The sequence below is a fragment of the Chryseobacterium sp. SIMBA_029 genome, assembly GCF_046535275.1.
GTDB lineage: Bacteria > Bacteroidota > Bacteroidia > Flavobacteriales > Weeksellaceae > Chryseobacterium.
This window is the reverse complement of the sequence record NZ_JAWRXA010000011.1, coordinates 130598-154621: the sequence shown is the minus strand read 5'-3', so window position 1 is coordinate 154621 and position 24024 is coordinate 130598. Positions and strand designations below refer to the sequence as shown.

Genomic DNA, 24024 nt, shown 5'->3' with positions numbered 1-24024 from the left:
AAATTTTTATTTAATTAAAATCTTCCAGGCTTCTTCAATCTTACTTTCCAGTAATAATTTCTGAGCATTCTGATGAGTATTTTCATCTTCATGACAATGTTCGGAAGGTAAAATTTCTACGTTCGCAAGCATTCCCAGATCGTTTCCTGTAAAAACTTTGCTGTATTTGATTGCATCCGGAAGAAGATCAAAGCCAATTCCTTTTGTTACCAATGGTTTTGGAACTTCAAAAAGATTGTTTTCATTATTTCTTGAATACCAGTTGCTTCCTAAACGGGCAACCATATCCAGTTTTTTCTGATCCAGATTTCCTGTTTCATCCAGATATTCTTCTCTGATGTGGATTTTCTGAACTTCACAAATAACTAAATTTCCTGCTCCGCCCTGATCTCCCAAAGGTTTTATTTCCAATACTTTGCATTCGAAATTAACGGGGCATTCTTCTATTAGTTTTGGGGTAACCAGATCTGCATCTTTCATGGTTAAGCCGGCTTTAATAAATTCATTTACTCCGCCTTCATATTCAGTAGAGGCAAGGGAAATCTGCTGTACAATCGGGAAATTAACGGTTCCGATAACAACTTCCTGAACTTCCTGAATATTTTCCAGCGTATGTTTAGTCGTGTTATCCCGAACTCTTCTCGCTGGAGAAAAGATCAAAATTGGGGGAACCGTACTGAACATATTAAAGAAACTGAACGGGGATAAATTAGGATTACCGTCTTTATCTATCGTAGAAGCTAAAGCAATCGGTCGTGGTGACACGGCAGTCTGCATGATCGTTTGAAGCTGTACGGCTGATATTTCGGATGGAATTACTGTTTTCATATTTTCTTGTTAACCACAAAAGTTACTTTAATGTTTTTAAGACTAAAGTGACTTTATTTTTCATTATTATTTAACTTAATCAACTTAAGTGGTTAAAGATTATTTTGTAGGAATAATTTTACCGGAAACTTCACCAAAACCAACTCTCACTCCATCTTTTTCAGCCCAGGCTTTCATGGTAACAGTATCGTTATCATCAATGAATTTTCTTTCCTGACCGTTGCTTAATGATAAAGGATTTTGACCCCTCCAAGTCAATTCCAGCATAGAACCGAAAGATTTTGGATCGGTTCCGGAGATGGTACCGCTTGCATACAGGTCACCCACTTCTACATTACAGCCGTTTACCGTGTGATGTGCCAGTTGTTGAGCCATATTCCAGTACATGAATTTATAATTACTTTCAGAAATCAGATTTTCTTCACCGTTTTCAGGCTGTAAGTATACTTCTAAATTGATGTCATAATTTTTATCTCCATCAAATTTAAGATAGTCTAATACTTCAGGATCCTGAACAGGAGAAGCGGTTCTGAAAGGTTCTAATGCTTCAATAGTCACCACCCACGGTGAAATTGATGAACCGAAATTTTTACCTAAAAATGGTCCTAGCGGAACATATTCCCAAGATTGGATATCTCTTGCAGACCAGTCGTTGAAAACCACCATTCCGAAAATAGCATCTTCAGCTTCCTGGGTAGAAATACTTTCTCCCATGTCTGTATTTTTGTTGATGATGAATGCCATTTCCAATTCAAAATCCAGTTGTTTTGAAGGGCCAAAAATTGGTTTTTCAGCATCTGCAGGTTTTGTCTGACCTTTCGGACGGTTGATGTCTGTTCCGGAAACTACGATAGAGGATGCTCTTCCGTGATATCCTACCGGTAAATGTTTCCAGTTAGGTAATAACGCGTTGGCCGGATCGCGGAACATTTTTCCAACATTCGTTGCATGTTCAATACTGCTGTAAAAATCCGTGTAATTCGGGATGTGTACAGGCATCATCATTTTCACTTTATCCAAATCATAGAAAGCATCTTCGATGGTTTTCTGATCTTTAGACAAGATGGAACCTTCCTGTAATAATTCCTGAATTTTAGCACGCACGGCATTGGTTATTGGTTTTCCCAGTTCAATAAATTCGTTCAGGGTATACGCCTCAAAAATATTGTCATCTAATCCTTCAATATCTTCAAAATAACTAAGATCATACAAGGTCGCAAGATCAATAATCTGATCGCCGATTCTTGTACAGCATCCGATATATTCTTTATTAAAAACGGCTACTCCGAAAGGAATATTATGTATAGAAAAATCTGAATTCGAGGAATACTCTACAAATGATTTCATAAGATTGTAATTTAGTTAAGATTTAAAAATATAAATCTGTTAAGTTTTACTGTTCAATGCCTGAAATTTACTTCGTCTTTCAGTCCAAAGACTGAAGATTTGGGACAGCGTTCACTATACAGGAAATGACAAGTATTTTCTTACCCTTATTTTTTAGAATTAGAATAAGATGCTTCATCAATCCACCGGTCTTTGGTGTTGACATCAATGAGATACAAAATATCTTTTTGTTTGGTGAGCAGTAAAGTTTTGGTGACCGGAAGGGGAACTTTTTTATTTTCAAGCATATCAGCCCGTAAAGAAACAATATTCTTTTTTCTGATAATATCGCCTGTGAAAACATTGGAACTGCTTTCCCCGGTGGCTTTATCATCAAAAACTTCTACATAGGTGGCATTTTTTCCTTTAATAATAATAAAATCCCTTTCTGTATGGTCATCTGAATCTTTAATGAAAACAAACTTTTTGTTGTCAATATCTACATTTTCCAGATGTTGATTAATGCCTTTTTTTTCTTCCAGAATAGTGAGAATTTCATTTATTGATCCGTATTGTGCTTTTACACCCAATGCTCCAAAAAATAAAATTCCGATAAATAATTTTTTCATATCATGTGTTTTATAAAAAAAGTTTTGTCAGAACTTATTATCCTGACAAAACCCAATAGTTATATTGTAAATTAGAGATTACCTCTTTTCTCTTGCTCTCTCTCTAATGCTTCAAATAATGCTTTGAAGTTTCCTGCTCCGAAGCTTTGAGCTCCATGTCTTTCAATGATTTCAAAGAAAAGGGTAGGACGGTCTTCTACAGGCTTTGTAAAGATCTGTAAAAGGTAACCTTCTTCATCATGATCAATTAGGATGCCAAGATCCTGTAGCTTCTTAAGGTCTTCATCGATGTGGCCTACTCTTTCCGGAACCATGTTGTAATAAGCTTCAGGTGGCGCTGAAAGGAATTCCACCCCACGTTTTTTTAATTCCGTTACGGTATGGATGATATCTTTTGTTGCTACAGCGATGTGCTGTACACCTTCTCCTTCATAGAAATCAAGGTATTCTTCTACCTGAGATTTCTTTTTACCTTCTGCAGGTTCATTGATAGGGAATTTTGCAAAACCGTTTCCATTCGACATCACTTTCGACATCAAAGCAGAATATTCTGTGTTGATCTGTTTGTCGTCAAAAGAAAGGATGTTTACAAACCCCATTACTTTTTCATACCATTCTACAGTAGGGATCATTCTGTCCCAGCCTACATTTCCTACACAGTGGTCTACATACAATAAACCTGTTTCTTCAGGCTGATACGTACTTTCCGACTTCTGATACCCAGGCATAAAAGGACCTGTGTAATTTTTTCTTTCAATAAACATGTGAACGGTTTCCCCGTAGGTGTAGATTCCGGACATTTTTACTTCACCATGCTCATCGGTTAATGTTACAGGCTCCAAATAAGGCTTTCCGCCTCTCTTTGTTGTTTCTTCGAAAGCCTGGTAAGCATCATCTACCCAAAGTGCCAAAACTTTTACTCCATCACCGTGTTTTTTTACGTGTTCACTGATTGGGGATTCGGAAGTAAGACCAGTGGTTAAGATCAATCTTATTTTTCCTTGTTGAAGAACATAAGATGCGCGGTCTCTTACTCCTGTTTCAGGACCGGCGTATGCTACAGACTGAAAACCGAAAGCGGTTTTGTAAAAATGAGCAGACTGTTTAGCATTTCCTACATAAAACTCAATGTAATCTGTACCATTAATTGGCAAAAAATTCTCTGCTTGAGCAATTTTTTCGGCAAATGTAAGTGTTGACATATTTTCTCTTTACTTTTATTTTAATGGTATGCAAATTACAAAAATCTTAGAGATGACGAAAATATTACTAGCCAATCCTTGAATTATAGTTAACATAAAACAGAGAAGAGTTCGTTTAAGTGTGTTTAAGTTCCTTATCTCACAAAGTAGTTATATATATTTGTTTAACAAAAGACAAGTGGGGAAACATTTCGAAATTTTGAAAGCCGTAGATTTCTACGGCTTTCAATTTTTATATCGATTAATTTTTCTTATTTAACCTTCCGGCATCAGGGTTGTAATTATCCCATATTTTCCAGACGTTATCTATTTTCCGGATAAAATATATCTGAGTGTTCAATTGATTGACAAAATGTTCTTCACCCGTTTCACCTACTTTAAACAGCAGATTCCAGAATTCCTGGGATTCTAATACTTTTTTATCGGGTTCATCGGTAACCAGATGAATGTCAAATACTTCATAGTTGGATCGATTGTTTTTCGTCACCAGTTGAAAATCCCTGTCACATAATTCTTTGCTGAACTGTGAAGCTCTTTCTAAAAAGGGAGAATCATTAAATACCAGGTCTTTGAAAAGGGTAGTTTTATGATTGGGAAATTCTTTATAAAACTCAAAAACGGTAGCACAATAATTATAAACGATCTGGGTAAGAAATTCATGCTCACTTTCCTGAGTGTTATCCTTTCGTAGTTCTTTTACAGACTGTATATAGGAATTGAGATCTTTATATCCCAAAAATATGCATATTTTATCCAGCGTTTTTAAAAAACGTAGATCATTATGGGTTTTATCCTGATAGTCATTTTCAAAAAAACGCTGCAGGGTAACATGAGATATAGTGTTGCCTATTTCAAATTTTCTTTTCCCTTTGAGTTCTTCAGACTCAGATAATTCTTCTTTGATGATTTCGGAAAGAATAATATAATGGCTCCTTTTCCATTCCTTAACATTTCCCAAAACCGAATTCCTTACCTTTGAATGTTTTGCGACCTCCTCTCGTATCGAATTATATATCGTCTTCAATTTCCAAATTTTAGAAAGGGTTTTATCAAAAATACTGCCAAAATTTTAAGACTTTTTCATGATTCCTTTCTGCTAAGTTAAAAATACGTTTTTTTTCAATGAAATAGAAGATATTCATTAAAAACTTCATTCTCATTGGCTTAATGCCTGAATCTTTCAAATGCTGCTTTTTCCAACATTTCCCTGTCATCAGGATGCGCGATACTGATCAGTTCCTGTGCCCTCTGACGCAGGTTTTTTCCATACAGATAAGCTGTTCCGTATTCCGTAACCACATAATGAATATGTCCTCTGGTAGTTACAACACCTGCACCTTGTTTAAGGAAAGGGACAATCCTTGAAATTCCTTTTTTGGTTCTGGAGGTAATGGCAATGATAGGTTTTCCATCTTCACTTAAAGCAGCACCTCTCATAAAATCCATTTGTCCCCCAATACCACTATACTGCATAGTCCCGATGGAATCTGCACAAACCTGTCCTGTAAGGTCAATTTCAATCGCAGAATTAATCGCTACCATTTTTTTATTCTTCATAATATTGATCGGGAAGTTGACATCACTTACATCCTTGAAGGCAAAAACAGTATTATCATCCACATAATCATACAGTTTTTTTGTCCCGAAACAGAAGCTGGTGATCGTTTTATTATCGTTGTAGCCTTTATATTTATTGTTGATAACGTCATTTTGTATCAGATCAATCACTCCGTCGCTCAACATTTCTGTGTGGACGCCAAGATCTTTGTGATTGGTAAGGCATTTTAAAACAGCATCGGGAATCGTTCCGATTCCCATCTGTAAGGTTGACCGGTCTTCAATAAGCTCTGCTACGTTTTTCCCTACCAGCATTTCCTCAGGACCTACTTTAGCCCCGTAATCTACGGTCTGCAGTTCCTCTTCATGCCATACCAGCTTATGGATCTTGCTGATATGGATCATTCCGTCTCCGTGAGTTCTTGGCATCAAAGGATTGACAATGGCCACAACAATTTTTGCAGTATCTACTGCTGCTCTGGCAACATCTACAGAAGTTCCCAGTGTACAAAATCCATGTTTATCCGGAGGAGAAACGGTAACTAATGCAACATCCAGCGGCAAAATATTTTTTCTGAAAAGAATTGGAATTTCACTTAAAAAAATAGGAACATAATCTCCATTTTCGGAATTAACTGCATTTCTTACCGGTGTGGAAACAAATAACGAGTTAACAAAAAAACTATCTTTATATTCTGGTTTTGCAATTTCTACAGCGCCTTGTTGTGTAATGGAAACCATTTCGACATTTTGTAGTCTGTGAGATTGTCTTGCCAATTCATCAATTAAGTAATTCGGGGTACATGCGCTTCCATGAAAAAACACACGGTTTCCGCTCTTTACAGTGTATACAGCTTCTTCTGCACTTATATAATCGTACATATTGAAATTTTTTGATACTATTTTTTATGAAATTTTCTTACGGTATGGTGCTTTATCTTATTCCAGCCATGAAGTTTTGTAGGTAGGATCTTCCACTTTCATCGCTTCTTCTGTAATTTTCAGAGGGCGGAAAGGGTCAACCATTACGGCATATTCTTCTGTGAGTTTTTTACCGATACTTCTTTCCATTGCTCCCGGATGAGGTCCGTGAACGATACCGCCCGGGTGCAGGCTGAAGTCCATCAGGTCAACGTGATTACGACTCATGAAATCTCCTTCCGTATAGAACAGCACTTCATCAGAGTCGATATTAGAGTGGTTATAAGGAGCCGGAATAGCCAGCGGATGGTAGTCATACATCCTTGCACAGAATGAGCACACCACAAAGTTATGTCCTTCAAAATTCTGATGAACTGGAGGCGGTTGGTGAATTCTTCCGGTAATCGGTTCAAAATTTTTAATATTGAATTTATAAGGATAAAAATATCCGTCCCATCCCACGACATCGAATGGATGCGTGGCATAGATGAAATCGGTGATCTGATTTTCTTTTTTTACTTTAATTAAGAATTCTCCTTTTTCATCTTTCGGTTCAAAAAAGGTAGGTGCAACGATATCTCTTTCGCAGAATGGCGAATGTTCAAGCAACTGCCCGAATTCGTTTCTGTATCTCTTCGGAGTATAGATGGGAGAGTGGCTTTCTAATACAAAAAATACGGTGCCTTCAGATTTTAGCTCAACCTGATAAATTGTACCTCTTGGAATAATAAGATAATCTCCGGTAGAAAATTCCAGGTTTCCGACAAATGTTTTTAGCACTCCGCTTCCTTCATGAACAAATAAAAGCTCATCGCATTCAGCATTTTTGTAGAAATAATCCATAGAATGCCTTGGTTTAGCTAATCCCATTTTCAGGTCGCTGTTCATCAGAAGAATTTTTCTGCTGTCCAGAAAGTCGTCTTCCGGCGTTACATTCATGCCCTTAAACATTCTTGGAGTAACATTTTTTTCAACGGCAATTTTCGGTGTTACATCTTTAGGTTCTCCAATGGATTTTATCTGTGTAGGACGGTGAATATGATAGAGTAAAGAAGAAATACCATGAAAGCCTTCTGTGCCGAAAAGCTGCTCATAGTAGAACTTATCTTCGGGAGATTTAAAAATCGTATGTCTTTTTGGTGGGATATTCCCGGATTGATTATATCGCATGATTACCTTTATATGTTTCTCAAATTTAATAATTTTTGGCGAATAATTTTCAAGGACATTTATCATGGTGTTTTGTAATTCGAAAATAATTGTTAGTTTTGTCTAACAATTATTATTTCATGAAACAAATATATTTATTTTTTATTTTTATATCCTGCTGGTGTTTCTCACAGGAAGCAGACAGTTTACAAACAGAGACTACCAAAAAAGATGATTCTACAGCTTTTGTACAGAAAAAGGTAACCACCAATGATATTGATGATATTGTCATGACGGGAACAATAAAACCGGTCAGCAGATCCAAAAGCCCGGTGGCTGTAGAAATTTACAGCCAAAAGTTTTTCCAGAAAAATCCGACGCCGAATATCTTTGAAGCTATTGCGATGGTGAACGGAGTAAAACCTCAGCTGAACTGTTCAGTCTGTAATACCGGAGATATCCACATCAACGGATTGGAAGGGCCTTATACGATGATCTTAATTGACGGAATGCCGATTGTAAGCTCACTTTCCACCGTATATGGATTAAGTGGAATCCCTAATAGTCTGGTAGACAGAATTGAAGTAGTAAAAGGACCTGCATCTTCACTGTACGGTTCTGAAGCAATGGGAGGAGTGATTAATATTATTACGAAAAATGCGCTCACAGCTCCCAGATTCAGTGTAGACCTAATGACGACGTCCTGGGGTGAAAATAACCTGGATGTATCCACCAAGTTTAAGGCTGGCAACCATGCAGCTTCTCTGCTAAGTGTAAATTATTTTAATTACAGTCAAAAGATAGATCAGAACAAAGACAATTTTACCGACGCTGCCCTGCAGAAAAGAATCTCTGTCTTCAATAAATGGAATTTTAAAAGGAAAGAAAACCGGCAGGCGAGTTTTGCACTGAGGTATTTATATGAAGACCGTTTTGGTGGTGAAATGCAGTGGAATAAAAGCTACCGTGGAAGCAATGAGGTATATGGTGAAAGCATCTATACGAACAGGACAGAGGCGTTCGGAGTCTATCAATGGCCTTTGAAAGAACAAATTGTGACCCAGTTTTCCTATAATTACCATGACCAGAATTCATTTTATGGTGCAAATCCGTTTGATGCGACCCAAAAAGTGACTTTTACACAGACATACTGGAATAAAAAGTTTGGAAAGCACGATCTGATAGCGGGAATTACCTTCAAAAGAACATTTTATGATGACAATACGCCGGGAACAATGACTGCAGACGGAATTACCAATGAACCGATGAAATCTCCGATCTGGGGCGCCTTTATCCAGGATCAGTGGGAAATTAATGATAAAAACACTTTGTTGCTGGGATACAGATTTGATTACGATAAGATCCATCATTCCGTTCATTCACCGAGGCTGGCATGGAAATTTTCTCCAAATCCGTTTCACACGCTGCGTTTTAATTTCGGAACAGGTTTCCGGGTGGTGAATTTATTTACGGAAGACCATGCTGCTTTAACGGGTTCCCGCGAAGTAGTCATTCAATCTAATTTAAAGCCTGAAAGATCGGTCAATGGAAATTTAAATTATATCTGGAAAATTCCTGTGGGCGGGCAGATGGTGAATCTGGATGCTTCGGCATTCTATACTTATTTCAGTAATAAAATTGTAGGTGATTTTGATACGGATCCTGATAAGATCATTTACGATAACCTGCATGGATATGGAATTTCAAAGGGAGCTTCTATGAATATTGATTTCAGTTTCGGGTTTCCTTTAAGCGTCAATATGGGAGTCACCTACCTAGATGTATATCAGAAATTAGAGGGTGAAAATGAAAAAATCTGCCAGCTGCATGCCCCCAAATGGAGTGGAACTTACAGTATGACCTATAAATTCCCGAATGCATTCACCGTGGATTTTACAGGTCAGTTCTATGGTCCGATGAGATTGCCTGTATTGCCCAATGATTTCCGTCCGGAATATTCTCCCTGGTATTCCCTGGCCAATATTCAGGTTTCTAAAAGTTTCAACTCTGGGTTTGAAGTATACTGCGGGATTAAAAACCTGTTCAACTTCACGCCTAAAGATCCGTTGATGAGACCTTTTGATCCATTTGACAAAAACGTTGATGATCCTGTAAATAATCCCAATCATTATACTTTCGATACGACATACGGCTATGCACCGATGCAAAGAATCCGAGGATTTTTGGGTGTAAAATATACTCTGAAATGAGAATCTTAATTTTATTTTTAATGTGGGTGCCCTGTCTTTGTCTGTCACAGATGAAGACAGGCACTTTTTCTGAGCTTGAAACGATACAAAATAAAAAACCTGTCATCATCCATGTGTATACAGATTGGTGTGGGATCTGCAAGATTGAAAAACATGCGATAGAGAAAGATAAAGACCTGATCAACATGATTAACGAAAATTTTTATGTCATTCAATTTGAAGCAGAAAAGACTAAAAATACGATCCATTTTCAAGGGAAATATTTTCATTATCTGCCTAATGGAAATTCCGGAATTCATGAACTGGCTTTAACATTATCTCAGCATAGAAACCAACCCGTTTATCCGCTGTGGATATTTTTGGATAAGAATCAGCAGCTATTGTATTATCATGAAGGTATTTTTACCCCTGAAAAAATGAAGCAGAAACTGTTGGAAATTTCTGCTTCAAATCAATAGCTATTGATCTGCTTAATTTGCTCAATCCGCGAGAGAATAATTAATAGCACGCAGATCTTGGAGATGACGCAGGTTTTTATAATGTAAATATTTTCAGCGTAATCTTTCTAAATAATGAGCTATTGATCTGCTAAATTTGTTCAATCCGCTAGAGAATAATCAATAGCACGCAGATCTTGGAGATAGAGCAGATTTATTTTATGGTTAAATCTTTTAACGTTTCAATCTTTCAATCTTTGAATTTTCAGCCTCAGCAGCATCTATTAAAACAGCCAGCTGAATACAAGGCTCATCAGACCGGTTGCTCCACGCATGGTTGGTTCCTCTTTGAATAACGATATCTCCGGGCTTCAACAGGGTTTCACCTTCTTCCATGATTAAATACAACTCTCCCGAAAGAATGATAATATAATCTAATGTGGGTGTCTGATGCATCATCGGGTGAGGCTCACCCGCTTTGAATTCAACGCCCAGATCTTTATCAGGCGGGATAGAAACATACCGGAAATAGGTTCCGTTCTTTGGAGTCTGCGGAAATCCGGTATTGGGAATTCGTTGTTCCAAATCTAGACTGGCGGGCGTTTGCTGAGTATTCCAGACGTCAGAAATGATCAGTCCTTTTAAGTGTTCCACCGCATTTTCTACTTGCTGATCTTCAATAATGGTGGATTTTCCGTTTTGAATTCCGGTGATGATGCGTCTTGGTATTTTATTCATGAGTCATAATTAATTTGTTTCCTTGAGTTTGGTTGTTTTTAAGCATAGATTGTGCTTTAAGAACGGTTTCCAATGAAAGGTTTCCTATTGTTTTGTACTTTGGAGGAGCAATGATATTATTTTCAATGAGCCTTGAAATCTCGTTCAGACTGTTTTTATAATACGCGTAATTTTTAGATAAGCTATGGGCATAATTGGAAATGTTGACAATCACATTTCCTTTATTGAACAGCATTTCACGGGATTCGGGATTGGTTAGAGCGGTGACATCGAAGTAGAAACCATTAATTTTCAATACTTCTGCCGTAATTTCAGACATATAATTTCCTACGAGGTCAACTCCAATATCAAAGGGCAGGTTGTTATTTGCTTTCAGAAGGTTTTCAGCGAGATTATCTTCTTTATAGTTGACGATCTGATGGTTGTTGAGTCCCATTTTTAATAGAATATTTCTGTTTTCTTCAGTGCCGACGGTTGCCATTATCTTGTTGTAATGATTCGCTAATAGAAGTTTAATTAAAAAAGATCCCACGCCTCCGGTGGCTCCGGTAATTAGAAGATTCGTATTTATATCTAATGACAGTCGGTTAAAAATCTGAAGGGCTGTCATCCCTACCGATGGAATCGCTGCGGCCTGTTCAAAGGAAATATTGCTGGGTTTTAAGGCAACGATAGATTCGGGAACGGCAATGTATTCGGCATAAGAGCCGTTGCTTCCCATAGAACCGGAACCACAGTATACTTCATCACCAACGGTAAAATGGGTGACTTTATCACCGGTTTCCACAATGATTCCGGATAATTCACGTCCTAGAATAGGTGAGCTTATCAGCTTACGTTCGAGTTCATTTTCAAGCATCTGATAATCGATGGGATTAAAACCGCTGGCTTTTATCTGAATGAGAACTTCATTGCTTTTGGGATGAGGCTTTTCGGTAAAACCGTTTTCCAGTTGAAAATTTGTATTGAGAATAACTGCTTTCATAATGGTAATTTGAAGTACAAATGTAAAAACTGAATGGTTTATATTTGCTACTAGTTAACTCTTGGTAACTGGTTACTTTAATGAAACTATTATGACAAAAATTATAGAAAACGGACAGGAAAGAGAAGCGACGTGCACTGAAGAATTGTTTGCTATGCGTGACAGTCTTGATGTATTAGGCGGAAAATGGAAACTGATGATTTTGCGTTATCTGACGAACCGCACGGACCAGCATATTCATTTTAAAAAACTCCAGCGGGGAATTGACCCGATTTCGGCAAAAATGCTCAGTAAAGAATTAAAGGAATTAGAAATAAACCTGCTCATTACCCGAACCATTCAGGATACAAAACCGATTACCGTAACCTATGCCGTCACGGAATACGGTAAATCGGTTTTTCCGGTGACGGAAACCTTGGTGAAATGGGGATTGCTTCACCGTGAAAAGATTAAAGAATCGATGAGTTCATCTGAATCATAGATTGATCAATAAAAAACCTCAGACTGTTAAGGACTGAGGTTAGTTATATAGTTAAGATCTCTCGCAGATTGAGCAAATTCAGCAGATTTTTTTTAAAAAAGTATGATCTGCAAAATCAGCATAATCTGCGAGAGAATTATTGACATTACTTTTTATCCAACCATGATTTAATCAATAAAGAATGATCTTTCACCCATTTCTTGGCGGTGGCTTCTTTGTTTTTACTGTCTTCCATTTTCGTTACAAGATCAGTCATTGTTTGATCATCAAAATGCATGTTGGAAAAGAATGTGACCAGCTCTGGATGATCTTTACCGAAACTTTTTCTGCTGTAGGTTTTAATTTGTTCTGCCTCCCCAAATACTTTTTTGGGATCTTTCAGAAACCGCAATTTCATTTTGCCAAACATCCAGTGGGGCTGCCATCCAGCGACCACAATCCATTGTTTACGCTGCATTGCATTTTGCAGTTCGGTAATCATGGCAATGGTAGAGGAGTTGATCTGCTGATAATTAAGCTTATAATCAATAATCGCTTTATCTGTGGCAGATGTCAGTCCTGCTCCTTTCTCAATTCCAATGATTCTATGACTGAATTGTTCCTGATGCTGATTTAATTCATCTATTGATGTAATGGGCAGGTAATCTGGAACTACCAGACCGATACGGCCGCTTTCATAATTGGTTCCGATATGAACTAATCCCGGAAATTTGGCTACTTTTTTAGCATGGGTATACGGAAGCCATACTCCCATAAAAAGGTCGGTATCTTCGTTATTCATAGAAGCCAGAATCATATCTGTTGAAGCTTTCTGAATAATGACATGATAGCCTTGTTCGTCCAAAATTGCTTTGGCAACGTGGGTCATGGCAACATCTTCGGCCCAGCCGTCCACCATTCCGATGGTTATATATTTAGAATTTTTGATATTTCCACATGAATTCAACAGCGCAAACATGACGATTACCATGGGAAATAATAGGTATTTTATTTGTTTCATTTTACTGTTTTTTCTTTACAAATCCCTGAGTAATCCTGTCCAGAACAATCGCTAAAATCACGACAGATAAACCACTTTCAAACCCAAGTCCGATATCTAGATTATTAATTCCTTCCAATACTTTTTCACCCAATCCACCAGCGGCAATCATTCCGGCAATTACGACCATGGATAATGATAACAGTATCGTTTGATTAATCCCTGCTAAAATAGTTTTCATGGCTAAAGGAAGTTCTACTTTGAATAAAATCTGACGGTTGGTGGCTCCAAAGGCACGTGCTGCTTCTACAATATCTTTCGGAACAGCCTCAATTCCGAGAGTTGTTAACCGCACTGCCGGCGGCATTGCAAAAATAATCGTTGCAAAAGCACCCGGTACTTTACCAATGCTGAAAAATAATACAGCAGGAATAAGGTAAACAAAGGCAGGCATGGTCTGCATTAAATCCAGTAACGGACGGATGATTTTAGCGGCCAATTTGCTTTTAGCTGCCCAGATCCCTAAAGGGACAGAAATGAGAAGCGCTGTAAGTGTTGCCACAAAAATAAGGGCCAGCGTTTCCATGGTTTCTCTCCATAGTCCCATTAAAAATATTAAAGTAAGTCCGGTTACCGTCATGATAGCAGTCCCTTTTCCGGCTTTCCACCAGGCAAGTAAGGTAAAAAGAAGAATGATAATATAAAAAGGAGTATGGGTTAAAGCCCATTCAATCCCCATAATAGAAGAGTTTCCTACATTTTTTATGACATCAAATAAAGGTTTTGCGTTTTCTGTCAGCCAATTGATTGCAGTTTCTACATACTGACCTATATCTATAGTTTTATCCATTTTATTGATTGTTTGCGATTTCTTTTAATTCAATAATCTCTTCTTCGTTAAACTTGGTAGCTTCTATAATCAGAGATAACTGTGTGACAAGACCTAAAAATTTATTGTTTTCATCTACGACGGCGATAGAAGATTTACTTCCGGAAATTAACGGAAGCATTTCTTCTACGGTAGCATCTTTGTACACTGAAGGAACATTGCTGTTGATAACCGATTCCACCGTAGGTTCTTTCTGCTTTGCAATGTGTACGACATCATTAAGGGTTACAAAACCAAGAAATTTATTTTGAAAGTCTACTACCGGTAATGTTTCAAAACCTGTTGCTCTCATTTTTCGAAGAGCACCTTCCGGACCGTCTTTTCTGAAACGCACTACGGTAGGTTTGTCGAACATCAGAGATTTGGCAGTGATGATGGTTTTACGGTCCACTTTTTCCACAAAAGCTTTCACATAATCACTTGCAGGGTTGGTTAAGATATCTTCAGCAGTACCCATCTGTTCTATCACGCCATCTTTCATGATGACGATACGGTCGCCAATTTTAATGGCTTCATCCAGGTCATGAGTAATGAAGACAATGGTTTTTTGAAGGGTAGCCTGTAATTCAAGCATCTGATCCTGCATTTCAGATTTTATAAGAGGATCCAGTGCAGAGAACGCTTCATCCATAAGCAGAACTTCAGGGTCGTTGGCTAATGCTCTTGCCAATCCGACTCTTTGCTGCATCCCTCCCGAAAGTTGTGAAGGAAACTGATTTTCAAAACCATTTAGGCCAACAATATCCAGGGCTTTTTGTGCTTTTTCTTCACGGGATTTTTTATCTTCTCCCCGGATTTCCAGTCCGAAAGCGGCATTGCTTAAAACGGTATGATGGGGGAGTAATCCAAAATTTTGAAATACCATACTCATCTCCGTTCTTCTTACTTCCAGCAGGTCTTTATTATTTTTAACGGTAATATTATCATCATTGATGTATACTTTTCCTGAGGTGGGCTCATTCAATCTGTTAAGACATCGCAGTAATGTAGATTTTCCACTTCCGGATAATCCCATAATCACAAAGAATTCTCCTTCATAGATTTCAAAATTAGCTTTGTTGATTCCCACTGTACAACCTGTTTTTTCGAGAATTTCCTTTTTGGAAAAGCCCTGGTCCAGAAGTTCCTGTGCTTTTTCTTTATGCTTCCCGAAAATAATAGTCAGATCTTCAACTTTAAGTTTTACTTTTCTACTGTTTTCAATTATATCCATATTAAGATTTTTCAATTAATAAATACCTTGATTATACGTTTAATCTAAGGTGTTCTGCTGAATACAGTACAACATAACCGATAAGAGTTTTAATGATTAAAACCCCATTACAAAAAATAAAAACAGATACAAAAGACCTGATGTCTGATGTCTATATTTTTAAATATTCTGATAGATTATACTCTAGAAAAAGAGTGCATCATGCAAAAAACAAATGAATATTTTTTACAGATTTAAAAAATTAAATTACTGATGAAGTAATTAAAAGTATGTGTACTGAACAACTTGAATTTCTACATTGCATCAAAATGCAGACCAGCTTAAAAAAGCTGTACATCAATTTCTTATGATGGTGGAAATTTACGAATTTTATATTAAATGGATTTTTAGGGCATAAGAAGCTGGTCTTAAGCCGGATCATAGAACAGAATATTCAGGTCAATATTTCTTATAGAAAGATATAAGAAATAGGTGTGTAGGTAATAAATTTTAAGTGGCGAGAAATTTATTTTAACAGTACTGCAATAATCGCTAAAATAGCAGGCAGAGCCTGAACAAAAAATATCTTTTTTGCAGCCGAAGCAGCACCATAAATTCCGGCAATTGCAACACAGCTTAAGAAAAATAAAGCCACATTGGTTTGCCATTTCGGATCTTCAATGAGGAAAGACCAGACTAATCCGGCAGCAAGAAATCCATTGTAAAGTCCCTGATTAGCCGCTAATCCTTTAGTCGGTTTGAACATTTCTGCGGGTAAAGCCGCCTTAAAAACTTCCTTTCCTTTTGTTTCCCAGGCAAACATTTCCATCCAGAGAATGTAAAGATGTTCCAGTGCAACTACTGCGATCAGAATTTTGGCAACGATTTCCATTATTTTATTGTTTTTGACATTGTAAAACTAAAAAAATAAAGTTAAGTTTGAGTACTAAATTGCAAAATGGATACTTTCAAAGCACATCTCGATAAATTTATTACCGTAAGTGAGGAAGAATATGCTTCTATCTTTTCTTTTTTTGAGGTTATGGATGTCAGGAAAAAGCAGAATCTTATGAATCAGGGAGAAATCTGCGGATCGATGTATTTTGTATCGAAAGGCTGTCTCCGGAAGTTCTTTATCAATCAAAAAGGAGTAGAGCAGACCACTGAATTCGCCATTGAAAACTGGTGGATTACAGATACCTTTGCCTATGAAAGACAAATCCCTTCAGATTTTAATATCCAGGCGGTAGAACATTCTTCAATTTTAGTTATTGATCTTCAGACCCAGGAGCTGTTGCTGCAAAAGCATCCGGTGATGGAGCGGTATTTCAGGATGATTTACCAGAGAGCTTATGCGGCTTCGGAGAAAAGAATCAGATATTTATATGAAATGACCAGGGAAGAATTGTATGTTCACTTCAGTACATTGTATCCTTGGTTTATTCAAAGAATTCCACAATATCTCATTGCTTCGTTTTTAGGGTTTACTCCGGAATATCTAAGTGAAATAAGGGCGAAATTACGTTCTTAAACCAGTTTAAGATTTTTACCGTTTATAATGCTAAACTTTGTCATGTAATTCAATACCAATATCATGGCATATCAGAAAATTCAGTTTCCACAGTTGTTTTTAAGGCTTGCCATTGCGGTAACCATGCTTTCAGCGGTTGCTGACCGTTTTGGGTGCTGGGGAAAAAATTCAGCCTGGGGAAACTGGGAGAATTTTGAGAAGTATACCCGACAGCTCACTTTCTTTTTACCGGAAAGTCTCAGCAGGATTTCTGCATATGGGGCTACTTTCCTAGAAATACTTTTTCCTGTATTGCTTTTAATAGGATACAAAACTAAAATTGCAGCCTATGGTACCGGTTTTCTGTTATTAACTTTTGCCTTATCCATGACGGTTGCTTTAGGAATTAAAGTACCTCTTGATTATTCAGTATGGATGGGAAGTGCCGGTGCATTTTTACTGGCAGTACAGCCAAGATATTCAACAAGTATCGATCAACTAATTAAAAAATAATATATCATTATGAGCGCAAGATTTAATATGGCAACCACAGATGCTGCCGCTTACAAAGCAATGTTGGGATTAGAAGGATATCTTCAGACGATTTCTTTAAACCCTATCCAAAAAGAATTAATCAAGATCAGAGCTTCGCAGATCAACGGTTGTGCATTCTGTCTGGATATGCACACGAAGGATGCTGTGAAATATGGAGAAACTCCACAGCGTATTTTTCTTTTAAATGCATGGAGAGAGGCTGCAGACTTCTATACTGCGGAAGAACAGGTACTTTTGGCAATGACTGAAGAGATTACTTTGATCAGCCAAAAAGGATTGACTGAAGAAACTTACCAAAAAGCAACACAATTCTTTGATGAAAGCCAGATTGCACAGATTATCATGGCGATTGTAGCCATCAATGCATGGAACAGAATTGGGATAAGCACCCATCTGCAGGTACCTAAAAATTAATACAACTGAATATAAAAAGGCTCTTCAACATTGAAGAGCCCTTTTTCCTTACTTAGAAAATGTTAAATATAAATTGTTGATAAGTGTTGAGTTTTGGAATTAAATTCCTTTCAATGCTGTATTGATGAGATTCATTTCTTCCCCGGAAAGATCGAAAGACATAGCTTTTGCATTTTCAATAGCCTGTTGGGCGTTTCTTGCTCCTGCCAATACTACGGTAATTGCCGGTTGTAAGGTAGTCCATCGTAATACCAGCTGGGATAGGGTAGAACCTTTTTCCTGAGCAATAGGTTCAATTTTTTCTAAGAATGTTTTTACTTTTTGTAGATCAAACTGGGAAAAATAACCGTTCCTATGATCGTTATCCTTTAGTTGGGTTTCTTTAAAATATTTACCGGTTAAAAGTCCCCTTTCCATGGGGCTGTAAACGATAATTCCTGAATTATTTTCCAATGAATAAGGAACCAGATCCTGTTCGATGGCACGGTTCAGCATACTGTAAGAAACCTGATTGCTTGCTATTTTCAACGTTCTGTTAGCTTCCTGCATTTGTTCAATGCTGTAGTTGCTTACTCCTGCAGCACGGATTTTCCCTTGCTGAATCAATAGCTCCATCGCTTCCATCGTTTCGCTGATTGGAGTTGTACTGTCCGGCCAGTGAATCTGTAAAAGGTCAATATAATCTGTTCCCAGTCTTTGGAGACTTTCCTCCACTTCTTTGATGATGCTTTGTCGGGAAGCATATTTGTAAATCGGAATTTTTTGTCCATTCTCTTCTGCATCGAAGAAAAATTCACCTTTTCCCTGATTACTTCCGTCCCAGACCAAACCGAATTTAGTCAGTATCTGTATTTTTGAACGGTCTCTGCCTTTAATGGCTTCACCGATCATTTCTTCGCTCAATCCAAATCCATAGAATGGAGCGGTATCGATTGAGGTTACCCCGTGATCAAGAGAGGCATGAATTGAGTTTATAGAATCTTGTTTTTCATTTCCACCCCACATATTTCCACCGATCGCGAATGCTCCGTGTGTAATCACTGAAACTTCCAGATCAGTGTTTCCTAATGTTCTATATTCCATTTTTTAACTTAATTTTTTTGAAATTATTTATTCTTTAATTCTTTTAAAATCGCCTCGCCAACACTTTTTGCCGACTGTGGATTTTGACCCGTGATCACTCGCTGATCACTTACTACATGATTCTGCCAAAGCCCTGATTTTTCAAATTTTGCTCCTCTTTCTTTTAGTTTATTTTCTAAAAGGAAAGGCACAATATTCGTTAACTTCACTTCAGCTTCTTCTTCATTGGTAAATGCATTGATCTTTTTGCCGTCTACCAGATACTGGCCGTTGCTAAGTTTAATATTAACTAAACCAGCCGGTCCGTGACAAACTGCAGCAACAATACCACCGTTCTCATAAATTTTTGAAGCAATTCCTGCCAGTTCCGTATTGTCTGCGAAATCCCACATAGCTCCGTGTCCGCCCGCATAGAAAATAGCACTGTAATTTGCTGGATTTACCTGTGATGGCTGCAGCGAGTGGTCTATTTTATTTTTATATTCTGTGTTCTCCCAGAATTCTTTGTTCACAGGATCTTTAAGATCAAAGCCATCTACCGGAGGGGTACCGCCTTTAGGACTGGTGAAATCTATTTCATAACCTGCGTTATGCAGCACTTCCCATGGATGAGAAACTTCTCCCAGATAATAACCGGTGCTTTCCCCTGTATCGCCTTTCTTGTCGTGACTGGTAACGACGAATAAAATTTTCTTTTTCATAGTGGTATTTTTTTGTGCCTGAACATATCCTATTGTAAAGAGAGTAAGCAGTACAAATGCTAATTTTTTCATATGGATAGTTTATTAGTCATATAGAGTTGAGGTTTTTCCTGTAGTTTTTCGTCAATCAAAGCTCCAAAAGCCTGAATATAGGGTTGCTGGTTGTGCAGGGCTAATCCTTCTTCGTTTTTCCAGATTTCATAAAAGATAAACTGGTTTTTATTATCAATTCCCTGATGAAGACTGTAGAGTTCACATGCTTCTTCTTTTTGGGTTTCTTTCACCATATTCTGGAGAACTTCTAATACTTCAGTCTGGTGTTCTGCTTTGGCCTTGATTATTGCTGTAAGGTAAATTTTCATAGTAAGTATGTATAATTTAAATAAATTTTTCAATAGAATCATATCTAGGAGTCCATCCTAATTCTATTTTTGCTTTGTCGGAACTGCACAAGCTATTTGATGCAAATCCAAAATATCCGCCAGCCGGACCGAATGTATTCACGGCTTCCTGTATGCTTACAGATTGTGGAGGAAGTAAATTATATTGCCGGCTTATATTTTCCGCTAAATTCCTAATCGATGAAGAACCGTTTTCCGCGTAGTACAATGAACCGGGTTTTGCCTTTTCTAATGCTAGTATGTACATATCAGCCAGATCCTCAATGTGGAGATTAGACCATATATTTTCTCCTTTGCCAAAATATACACCGAAACCCTTTTCCTTTGAATAATTGATTAAGGCAGGAAGCTGGATACTGTCTTTTTTCAAGCCTAAACCAGTTCCGTATACCATGGTAGGCACAATAACGATGCTTCTTATATTTTTTTCAGCAGATTGAAGGACGTATTGGTTGATTAGTACTCTTGAAGCCATTTCTAATCTTGGATTCAGAGGGATATCTTCAGTGAAAACAAAATCATTTTTCTCTCCGTTTTCCTTTCCTCCAAAAATAGCTGAACCAGAAGTGAAAATAAAAGTTTTACCACTCCCTTCCAGCAGCCTTATAAAACTGTCTGCAGCATAAGCATCATCTGCCGAATCTGCAGTGTGAATAACGGCATCTGCATTAGAGACAGCAGCTTTTAAAACGGTTTCGTCATGGATACTGCCTATAATGCTTTCAATTCCTGACTGCTCTAATTTCTTTACATCGGTTTCGTTACGAACTAATCCTGTAACGCTGTAGTTTTTCTCTAATAGCTTCTTTGCGATTGTTCCACCGATGTATCCGGTAATTCCTGTTATTAATATTTTTTTCATTACACCAGCTGTGGTTTAAATTCTTTTTCGAAAATATTCATTAGGTGCTCTCTGTAAAGCTTCATGTCACGTTCTATATTGGCGTTTTTCTCTACATCGTGGAAATGAAAACTTTCCATTTTTTGTAAAGAAACAAAGGCATTCATTCTATGGAACCCGAATAAAGGTCCGTTGTCTACACTTGTTTCGTTAAAAAATTCTCCGGGGAGCGTAAAAGCCGTTTCGGGAGCATTCCAGCTTGTGGTTACCATATATTTTCTTCCGCCCAGCATTCCTCCTGTTCCGTAGTTGATTTTCGGATTATCTGCTGATCGTCCGTCGCTCATATAAATTCCTTTAGCATGTCCTGCGGTGAAAACTTCATCAATATATTTTTTGAAGCCATTCGGAAGCTGGAACCACCAGATCGGCGTATGGTAAATGATAACATCTGCCCAAACAAATTTCTGAACTTCTTCATTTTTATCATATCCTTCGTTGATATTAGTGATTTTTACTTCTACATTATCAAATTGTTTTAATACTTCCAAGGTATTGTCTGCAATGGTTTGATTATATTTTCCCCCGGAATGTCCGAAGTTTTGTCCGCCGTTGATGATTAATACTTTTTTCATTGTTGTATGATTGTTTATATTTAACTCTGCAAAGTTACCTTCAGTTTTTATATAATAAAAATAATATAAATTATACTCAAGTATCAGAATTATGATAGTATTAATTTAATGAAAATGGTTAAATATCATATTGATGCTGAGCCCTTTTATCATCGCTCTCCTGTAACTTTGTGTAGAAATTTTTAATGGAGTATGATAAAAATTGCGATTTTCAGTGATGTACACGGAAATCTTCCCGCTTTGGAAGCAGTGCTGGAAGATATTAAACAAAGAGGAATCAAACAAAAGTTCTGTTTAGGCGATCTGGTGGATTTTGCTCCTTGGGGCAATGAAGTGATCGAACGGATAAGAAATTTGAACATTCCCTGTATTATGGGAAACCATGATGAAAGAATTGCTTTTGATCTTCCTGTAATTCCTTTAAGCAAACACTCTGAAGAAGAAACTCAAGCGAGATTCATAGCAATTGACCATTCTAAAAAGTTTATCACGTCTGATAACAAAAAATATCTGGCTGAGCTTCCTTTTCATTTAAAATTAAACTATAAAATTGGAAGAAAACACTGGAATATTCAATTAGTCCATTCCGGACTGGAAAGCAATGAAACGTATTTGTACGAATCTGAAGATGATGAGGTTTTTACAGACATTTTGCAGCAATCTCAATCGGATCTTGTGATGATGGGACATACTCATTTATCTTTTAAAAAAAGGTTTGATAACGGCAGATGGGCGGTAAATTGCGGATCAGTAGGACGGTCTAAAGAAGAGAACCGTTTAGCGTCTTATGTTATTATAACAATGGATGAAGAAAAAATAATTCCCGAAATTGTTCAGATTGAATATCCCCTTGAGGAAACAGCACAGCAGATTGAGCTGAGCGGTATTCCAGATTATTATGCTTCTTTTTTACGAAATGAAAAGGTATCAGTATTCTGATTATTTTGTATTTTTGTAAAATAATACTAATATGTAAGAGATGGTTAATTTAGAATGGTACCGAACTTTTAAAGCGATCTACAAGACCGGAACCTTAACGGGGGCTGCAGATACACTGTTTATTTCTCAGCCGGGCGTTAGTCTCCATTTAAGCTCTCTGGAAGCTTATGTGGGGTATAAATTGTTTGACAGAACAGGAAGGAAAATGATTCCTACGGAAAGAGGGAAGGTTTTGTTTAATGCGGTTTCCGAACCGTTGACAAAGCTGGAAGATGTAGAGAAAAATTTCCAGAAATCTACGGAAAAGCATACGCCGACCATAAGCATAGGAATGTGCTTTGAAACTTTTCAGACCACGTTGGAGCAGTATGTTTCCACTTTACCTTTTAACCTGATTATTAGTTTTGGAGAGTATCCTGAGATGCTGGATCAGCTGGATAAAGGGATTCTTGATCTCATCATTACTCCTAAGAAAGGGGTTTCTCCCAATATTCTGCATGAAGCTTTTTCATCCGAGCAAATTATTTTGGTGGGTGGAAAAGATGTGGATGTAGCCAGTTTTAAAAAAGCAGTAAAAACCAAAGACAGCAACCAGATTGAAGAGTGGCTGAAACAAGAGAAATGGTATGGAACTACCGGCGATATGGAGCATCTTTTTCAGTTCTGGATCCTTAATTTCGGGCATAAACCCAATTTCCGTCCCAATTACATTGTTCCTAACATGAATTCTATCATCCGCTGCCTTAAAGGAGGAACCGGACTGGCCGTTGTTCCTGACTTTTTATGTAAAGATGAAATAGAAAAAGGAGACATCCAACTGATCTGGAAAGGAAATAAAATGCTAGAAAATACCCTGTATTTCGGGTGCCGTAAGAATACCAGCTATCAATCTGAAATCGGGCATATTAAGGGATTATTCAGACAGATGATGGGTAAAGCTGATGATGCTAACGTTCACGTCTAATCAAAAACTCTAATATCACCATATCCCGCATCTGCACTCCATTTTCATATATCGGAAAGGGATAGTTTTCAATGAAAAAATCTTTGCGGATTCCTTTTCTGATGAATCCGTTTTTTTCGTAAAATCTGATCTGTTGGAGCCCAGTATCTGAAGTCCCGACCAAAAGAGAAGTGTAATGTCTTTCTGTTGCCAGTTCTTTTGCTTTATCGATCAGAATACTTCCGATTCCTTTATTTCGGCAGCTTTCGGTAACGGCGATATTTTTTAATTCTATTTCTGTGGCGCTGTTTTCATGAAGAGCCATAACAGCGATGTCCTGATCTTCGTTGTTCAATAAGTATACTTCAGATTCGAAAATGTATTGATTGATGGCTTCTACCGTTTCGTCAGCCAGCAGAAGCAATTCGTAAGGAATTTGATCATCTGGCCCGATTCTTCTGAATGTTAGATGATCCATA

The 24024-nt window shown here is 37.5% G+C and carries 27 protein-coding genes; 8 read left to right on the top strand and 19 right to left on the bottom strand.

All coding sequences use genetic code 11. The features are described from left to right. Positions 1-6 precede the first annotated feature (6 nt). The 7 genes from SB679_RS19390 to SB679_RS19360 form a co-directional block, all read right to left on the bottom strand. Entirely contained in the window at positions 7-828 is an 822-nt protein-coding gene (locus SB679_RS19390; RefSeq protein ID WP_410703979.1) for a flavin reductase family protein, read from the bottom strand. A 99-nt stretch (positions 829-927) separates the two neighbouring features. Then, positions 928-2175 (bottom strand): fumarylacetoacetase, encoded by a 1248-nt coding sequence (fahA, locus tag SB679_RS19385; protein WP_410703978.1) that lies wholly within the window; start codon positions 2173-2175, stop codon positions 928-930. A 146-nt stretch (positions 2176-2321) separates the two neighbouring features. Further along, positions 2322-2783 carry a hypothetical protein gene (locus tag SB679_RS19380; protein ID WP_410703977.1) on the bottom strand — a complete coding sequence of 154 codons (462 nt, stop codon included), beginning with the start codon at positions 2781-2783 and terminating at the stop codon, positions 2322-2324. Between the two features lie 71 nt (positions 2784-2854). Next, positions 2855-3985, bottom strand: coding sequence for a 4-hydroxyphenylpyruvate dioxygenase (gene hppD / locus SB679_RS19375; RefSeq protein ID WP_034710537.1), 1131 nt, complete (start codon positions 3983-3985; stop codon positions 2855-2857). Positions 3986-4226: 241 nt separating this feature from the next. Next, the gene (locus SB679_RS19370) at positions 4227-5009 is read right to left on the bottom strand and encodes a hypothetical protein (protein WP_410703976.1); all 783 of its coding nucleotides are present in this window, start codon (positions 5007-5009) and stop codon (positions 4227-4229) included. Positions 5010-5149: 140 nt separating this feature from the next. Next, positions 5150-6424, bottom strand: coding sequence for an acetyl-CoA hydrolase/transferase family protein (locus tag SB679_RS19365; RefSeq protein WP_410703975.1), 1275 nt, complete (start codon positions 6422-6424; stop codon positions 5150-5152). 57 nt (positions 6425-6481) lie between these two features. Then, entirely contained in the window at positions 6482-7633 is a 1152-nt protein-coding gene (locus SB679_RS19360) for a homogentisate 1,2-dioxygenase (RefSeq protein ID WP_410703974.1), read from the bottom strand. A 119-nt stretch (positions 7634-7752) separates the two neighbouring features. On the opposite strand from SB679_RS19360, the gene SB679_RS19355 reads away from it, so the two are divergent. Then, complete coding sequence (locus SB679_RS19355) at positions 7753-9822, top strand: TonB-dependent receptor plug domain-containing protein (RefSeq protein ID WP_410703973.1); 2070 nt, start codon at positions 7753-7755, stop codon at positions 9820-9822. Then, positions 9819-10280 carry a thioredoxin fold domain-containing protein gene (locus SB679_RS19350; RefSeq protein WP_410703972.1) on the top strand — a complete coding sequence of 154 codons (462 nt, stop codon included), beginning with the start codon at positions 9819-9821 and terminating at the stop codon, positions 10278-10280. Before SB679_RS19355 ends, SB679_RS19350 begins: the two co-directional genes overlap by 4 nt. Positions 10281-10493: 213 nt before the next feature. Here the strand turns inward: SB679_RS19350 and SB679_RS19345 are convergent, their stop codons facing one another. Together SB679_RS19345 and SB679_RS19340 are read right to left on the bottom strand one after the other, a co-directional pair. Beyond that, positions 10494-10997: a cupin domain-containing protein gene (locus SB679_RS19345; RefSeq protein WP_410703971.1), complete on the bottom strand. Its 504-nt coding sequence runs from the start codon at positions 10995-10997 to the stop codon at positions 10494-10496. Continuing rightward, entirely contained in the window at positions 10990-11982 is a 993-nt protein-coding gene (locus tag SB679_RS19340) for an NADP-dependent oxidoreductase (protein WP_410703970.1), read from the bottom strand. The genes SB679_RS19345 and SB679_RS19340 overlap by 8 nt, the downstream gene beginning before the upstream one ends. Positions 11983-12073: 91 nt before the next feature. Here SB679_RS19340 and SB679_RS19335 point away from each other — a divergent pair, with 91 nt between their 5' ends. Beyond that, a complete protein-coding gene (locus SB679_RS19335) occupies positions 12074-12463 on the top strand; it encodes a winged helix-turn-helix transcriptional regulator (protein ID WP_410703969.1) in 390 nt (129 codons plus the stop codon). A gap of 145 nt (positions 12464-12608) precedes the next feature. Here SB679_RS19335 and SB679_RS19330 read toward each other — a convergent pair whose 3' ends face one another. The 4 genes from SB679_RS19330 to SB679_RS19315 form a co-directional block, all read right to left on the bottom strand. Continuing rightward, positions 12609-13463, bottom strand: coding sequence for a glycine betaine ABC transporter substrate-binding protein (locus SB679_RS19330; protein WP_410703968.1), 855 nt, complete (start codon positions 13461-13463; stop codon positions 12609-12611). Position 13464: 1 nt separating this feature from the next. Beyond that, positions 13465-14292: a proline/glycine betaine ABC transporter permease gene (locus SB679_RS19325; RefSeq protein WP_317741248.1), complete on the bottom strand. Its 828-nt coding sequence runs from the start codon at positions 14290-14292 to the stop codon at positions 13465-13467. Between the two features lies 1 nt (position 14293). After that, positions 14294-15544, bottom strand: a complete 1251-nt coding sequence (locus SB679_RS19320; protein WP_410703967.1) for a quaternary amine ABC transporter ATP-binding protein — start codon at positions 15542-15544, stop codon at positions 14294-14296. A 505-nt stretch (positions 15545-16049) separates the two neighbouring features. Next, positions 16050-16415 (bottom strand): DUF1304 domain-containing protein, encoded by a 366-nt coding sequence (locus SB679_RS19315; protein WP_410703966.1) that lies wholly within the window; start codon positions 16413-16415, stop codon positions 16050-16052. 66 nt (positions 16416-16481) lie between these two features. Between SB679_RS19315 and SB679_RS19310 the strand changes: the two genes are divergently transcribed. The 3 genes from SB679_RS19310 (at position 16482) to SB679_RS19300 (ending at position 18002) form a co-directional block, all read left to right on the top strand. Then, complete coding sequence (locus SB679_RS19310; protein ID WP_410703965.1) at positions 16482-17054, top strand: Crp/Fnr family transcriptional regulator; 573 nt, start codon at positions 16482-16484, stop codon at positions 17052-17054. Between the two features lie 63 nt (positions 17055-17117). Continuing rightward, the gene (locus SB679_RS19305; RefSeq protein ID WP_410703964.1) at positions 17118-17546 is read left to right on the top strand and encodes a MauE/DoxX family redox-associated membrane protein; all 429 of its coding nucleotides are present in this window, start codon (positions 17118-17120) and stop codon (positions 17544-17546) included. Positions 17547-17555: 9 nt separating this feature from the next. Beyond that, positions 17556-18002, top strand: a complete 447-nt coding sequence (locus SB679_RS19300) for a carboxymuconolactone decarboxylase family protein (RefSeq protein ID WP_410703963.1) — start codon at positions 17556-17558, stop codon at positions 18000-18002. A 99-nt stretch (positions 18003-18101) separates the two neighbouring features. Here the strand turns inward: SB679_RS19300 and SB679_RS19295 are convergent, their stop codons facing one another. From SB679_RS19295 to SB679_RS19275, 5 genes are read right to left on the bottom strand one after another with little or no spacing between them, the layout of a single operon-like run. Then, complete coding sequence (locus SB679_RS19295) at positions 18102-19085, bottom strand: aldo/keto reductase (RefSeq protein ID WP_410703962.1); 984 nt, start codon at positions 19083-19085, stop codon at positions 18102-18104. 23 nt (positions 19086-19108) lie between these two features. After that, complete coding sequence (locus SB679_RS19290) at positions 19109-19858, bottom strand: type 1 glutamine amidotransferase domain-containing protein (protein WP_410703961.1); 750 nt, start codon at positions 19856-19858, stop codon at positions 19109-19111. Beyond that, the gene (locus SB679_RS19285) at positions 19855-20148 is read right to left on the bottom strand and encodes a putative quinol monooxygenase (RefSeq protein WP_410703960.1); all 294 of its coding nucleotides are present in this window, start codon (positions 20146-20148) and stop codon (positions 19855-19857) included. Before SB679_RS19285 ends, SB679_RS19290 begins: the two co-directional genes overlap by 4 nt. Positions 20149-20164: 16 nt before the next feature. Further along, positions 20165-21049 carry an NAD-dependent epimerase/dehydratase family protein gene (locus SB679_RS19280; protein ID WP_410703959.1) on the bottom strand — a complete coding sequence of 295 codons (885 nt, stop codon included), beginning with the start codon at positions 21047-21049 and terminating at the stop codon, positions 20165-20167. Continuing rightward, entirely contained in the window at positions 21049-21663 is a 615-nt protein-coding gene (locus tag SB679_RS19275; RefSeq protein ID WP_410703958.1) for an NAD(P)H-dependent oxidoreductase, read from the bottom strand. Before SB679_RS19275 ends, SB679_RS19280 begins: the two co-directional genes overlap by 1 nt. Positions 21664-21855: 192 nt before the next feature. Between SB679_RS19275 and SB679_RS19270 the strand changes: the two genes are divergently transcribed. Continuing rightward, on the top strand, positions 21856-22602 hold the full coding sequence (locus SB679_RS19270; RefSeq protein ID WP_410703957.1) for a metallophosphoesterase family protein: 747 nt from the start codon (positions 21856-21858) through the stop codon (positions 22600-22602). 40 nt (positions 22603-22642) lie between these two features. Further along, positions 22643-23566, top strand: a complete 924-nt coding sequence (locus tag SB679_RS19265) for a LysR family transcriptional regulator (RefSeq protein WP_410703956.1) — start codon at positions 22643-22645, stop codon at positions 23564-23566. On the opposite strand, the gene SB679_RS19260 is transcribed toward SB679_RS19265, so the two are convergent. After that, on the bottom strand, positions 23550-24023 hold the full coding sequence (locus SB679_RS19260) for a GNAT family N-acetyltransferase (protein WP_410703955.1): 474 nt from the start codon (positions 24021-24023) through the stop codon (positions 23550-23552). The genes SB679_RS19265 and SB679_RS19260 overlap by 17 nt on opposite strands. Position 24024 lies beyond the last annotated feature (1 nt).

Coding starts and splice junctions, on each gene's coding strand:
- SB679_RS19365 (WP_410703975.1), bottom strand. CDS start 6,424: ATGTACGATTATATAAGTGCAGAAGAAGCTGTATACACTGTAAAGAGC.
- SB679_RS19330 (WP_410703968.1), bottom strand. CDS start 13,463: ATGAAACAAATAAAATACCTATTATTTCCCATGGTAATCGTCATGTTT.
- hppD (WP_034710537.1), bottom strand. CDS start 3,985: ATGTCAACACTTACATTTGCCGAAAAAATTGCTCAAGCAGAGAATTTT.
- SB679_RS19295 (WP_410703962.1), bottom strand. CDS start 19,085: ATGGAATATAGAACATTAGGAAACACTGATCTGGAAGTTTCAGTGATT.
- SB679_RS19355 (WP_410703973.1), top strand. CDS start 7,753: ATGAAACAAATATATTTATTTTTTATTTTTATATCCTGCTGGTGTTTC.
- SB679_RS19340 (WP_410703970.1), bottom strand. CDS start 11,982: ATGAAAGCAGTTATTCTCAATACAAATTTTCAACTGGAAAACGGTTTT.
- SB679_RS19350 (WP_410703972.1), top strand. CDS start 9,819: ATGAGAATCTTAATTTTATTTTTAATGTGGGTGCCCTGTCTTTGTCTG.
- SB679_RS19320 (WP_410703967.1), bottom strand. CDS start 15,544: ATGGATATAATTGAAAACAGTAGAAAAGTAAAACTTAAAGTTGAAGAT.
- SB679_RS19345 (WP_410703971.1), bottom strand. CDS start 10,997: ATGAATAAAATACCAAGACGCATCATCACCGGAATTCAAAACGGAAAA.
- fahA (WP_410703978.1), bottom strand. CDS start 2,175: ATGAAATCATTTGTAGAGTATTCCTCGAATTCAGATTTTTCTATACAT.
- SB679_RS19300 (WP_410703963.1), top strand. CDS start 17,556: ATGAGCGCAAGATTTAATATGGCAACCACAGATGCTGCCGCTTACAAA.
- SB679_RS19270 (WP_410703957.1), top strand. CDS start 21,856: ATGATAAAAATTGCGATTTTCAGTGATGTACACGGAAATCTTCCCGCT.
- SB679_RS19315 (WP_410703966.1), bottom strand. CDS start 16,415: ATGGAAATCGTTGCCAAAATTCTGATCGCAGTAGTTGCACTGGAACAT.
- SB679_RS19285 (WP_410703960.1), bottom strand. CDS start 20,148: ATGAAAATTTACCTTACAGCAATAATCAAGGCCAAAGCAGAACACCAG.
- SB679_RS19275 (WP_410703958.1), bottom strand. CDS start 21,663: ATGAAAAAAGTATTAATCATCAACGGCGGACAAAACTTCGGACATTCC.
- SB679_RS19335 (WP_410703969.1), top strand. CDS start 12,074: ATGACAAAAATTATAGAAAACGGACAGGAAAGAGAAGCGACGTGCACT.
- SB679_RS19280 (WP_410703959.1), bottom strand. CDS start 21,049: ATGAAAAAAATATTAATAACAGGAATTACCGGATACATCGGTGGAACA.
- SB679_RS19390 (WP_410703979.1), bottom strand. CDS start 828: ATGAAAACAGTAATTCCATCCGAAATATCAGCCGTACAGCTTCAAACG.
- SB679_RS19360 (WP_410703974.1), bottom strand. CDS start 7,633: ATGCGATATAATCAATCCGGGAATATCCCACCAAAAAGACATACGATT.
- SB679_RS19325 (WP_317741248.1), bottom strand. CDS start 14,292: ATGGATAAAACTATAGATATAGGTCAGTATGTAGAAACTGCAATCAAT.
- SB679_RS19380 (WP_410703977.1), bottom strand. CDS start 2,783: ATGAAAAAATTATTTATCGGAATTTTATTTTTTGGAGCATTGGGTGTA.
- SB679_RS19290 (WP_410703961.1), bottom strand. CDS start 19,858: ATGAAAAAATTAGCATTTGTACTGCTTACTCTCTTTACAATAGGATAT.
- SB679_RS19260 (WP_410703955.1), bottom strand. CDS start 24,023: ATGGATCATCTAACATTCAGAAGAATCGGGCCAGATGATCAAATTCCT.
- SB679_RS19305 (WP_410703964.1), top strand. CDS start 17,118: ATGGCATATCAGAAAATTCAGTTTCCACAGTTGTTTTTAAGGCTTGCC.
- SB679_RS19265 (WP_410703956.1), top strand. CDS start 22,643: ATGGTTAATTTAGAATGGTACCGAACTTTTAAAGCGATCTACAAGACC.
- SB679_RS19310 (WP_410703965.1), top strand. CDS start 16,482: ATGGATACTTTCAAAGCACATCTCGATAAATTTATTACCGTAAGTGAG.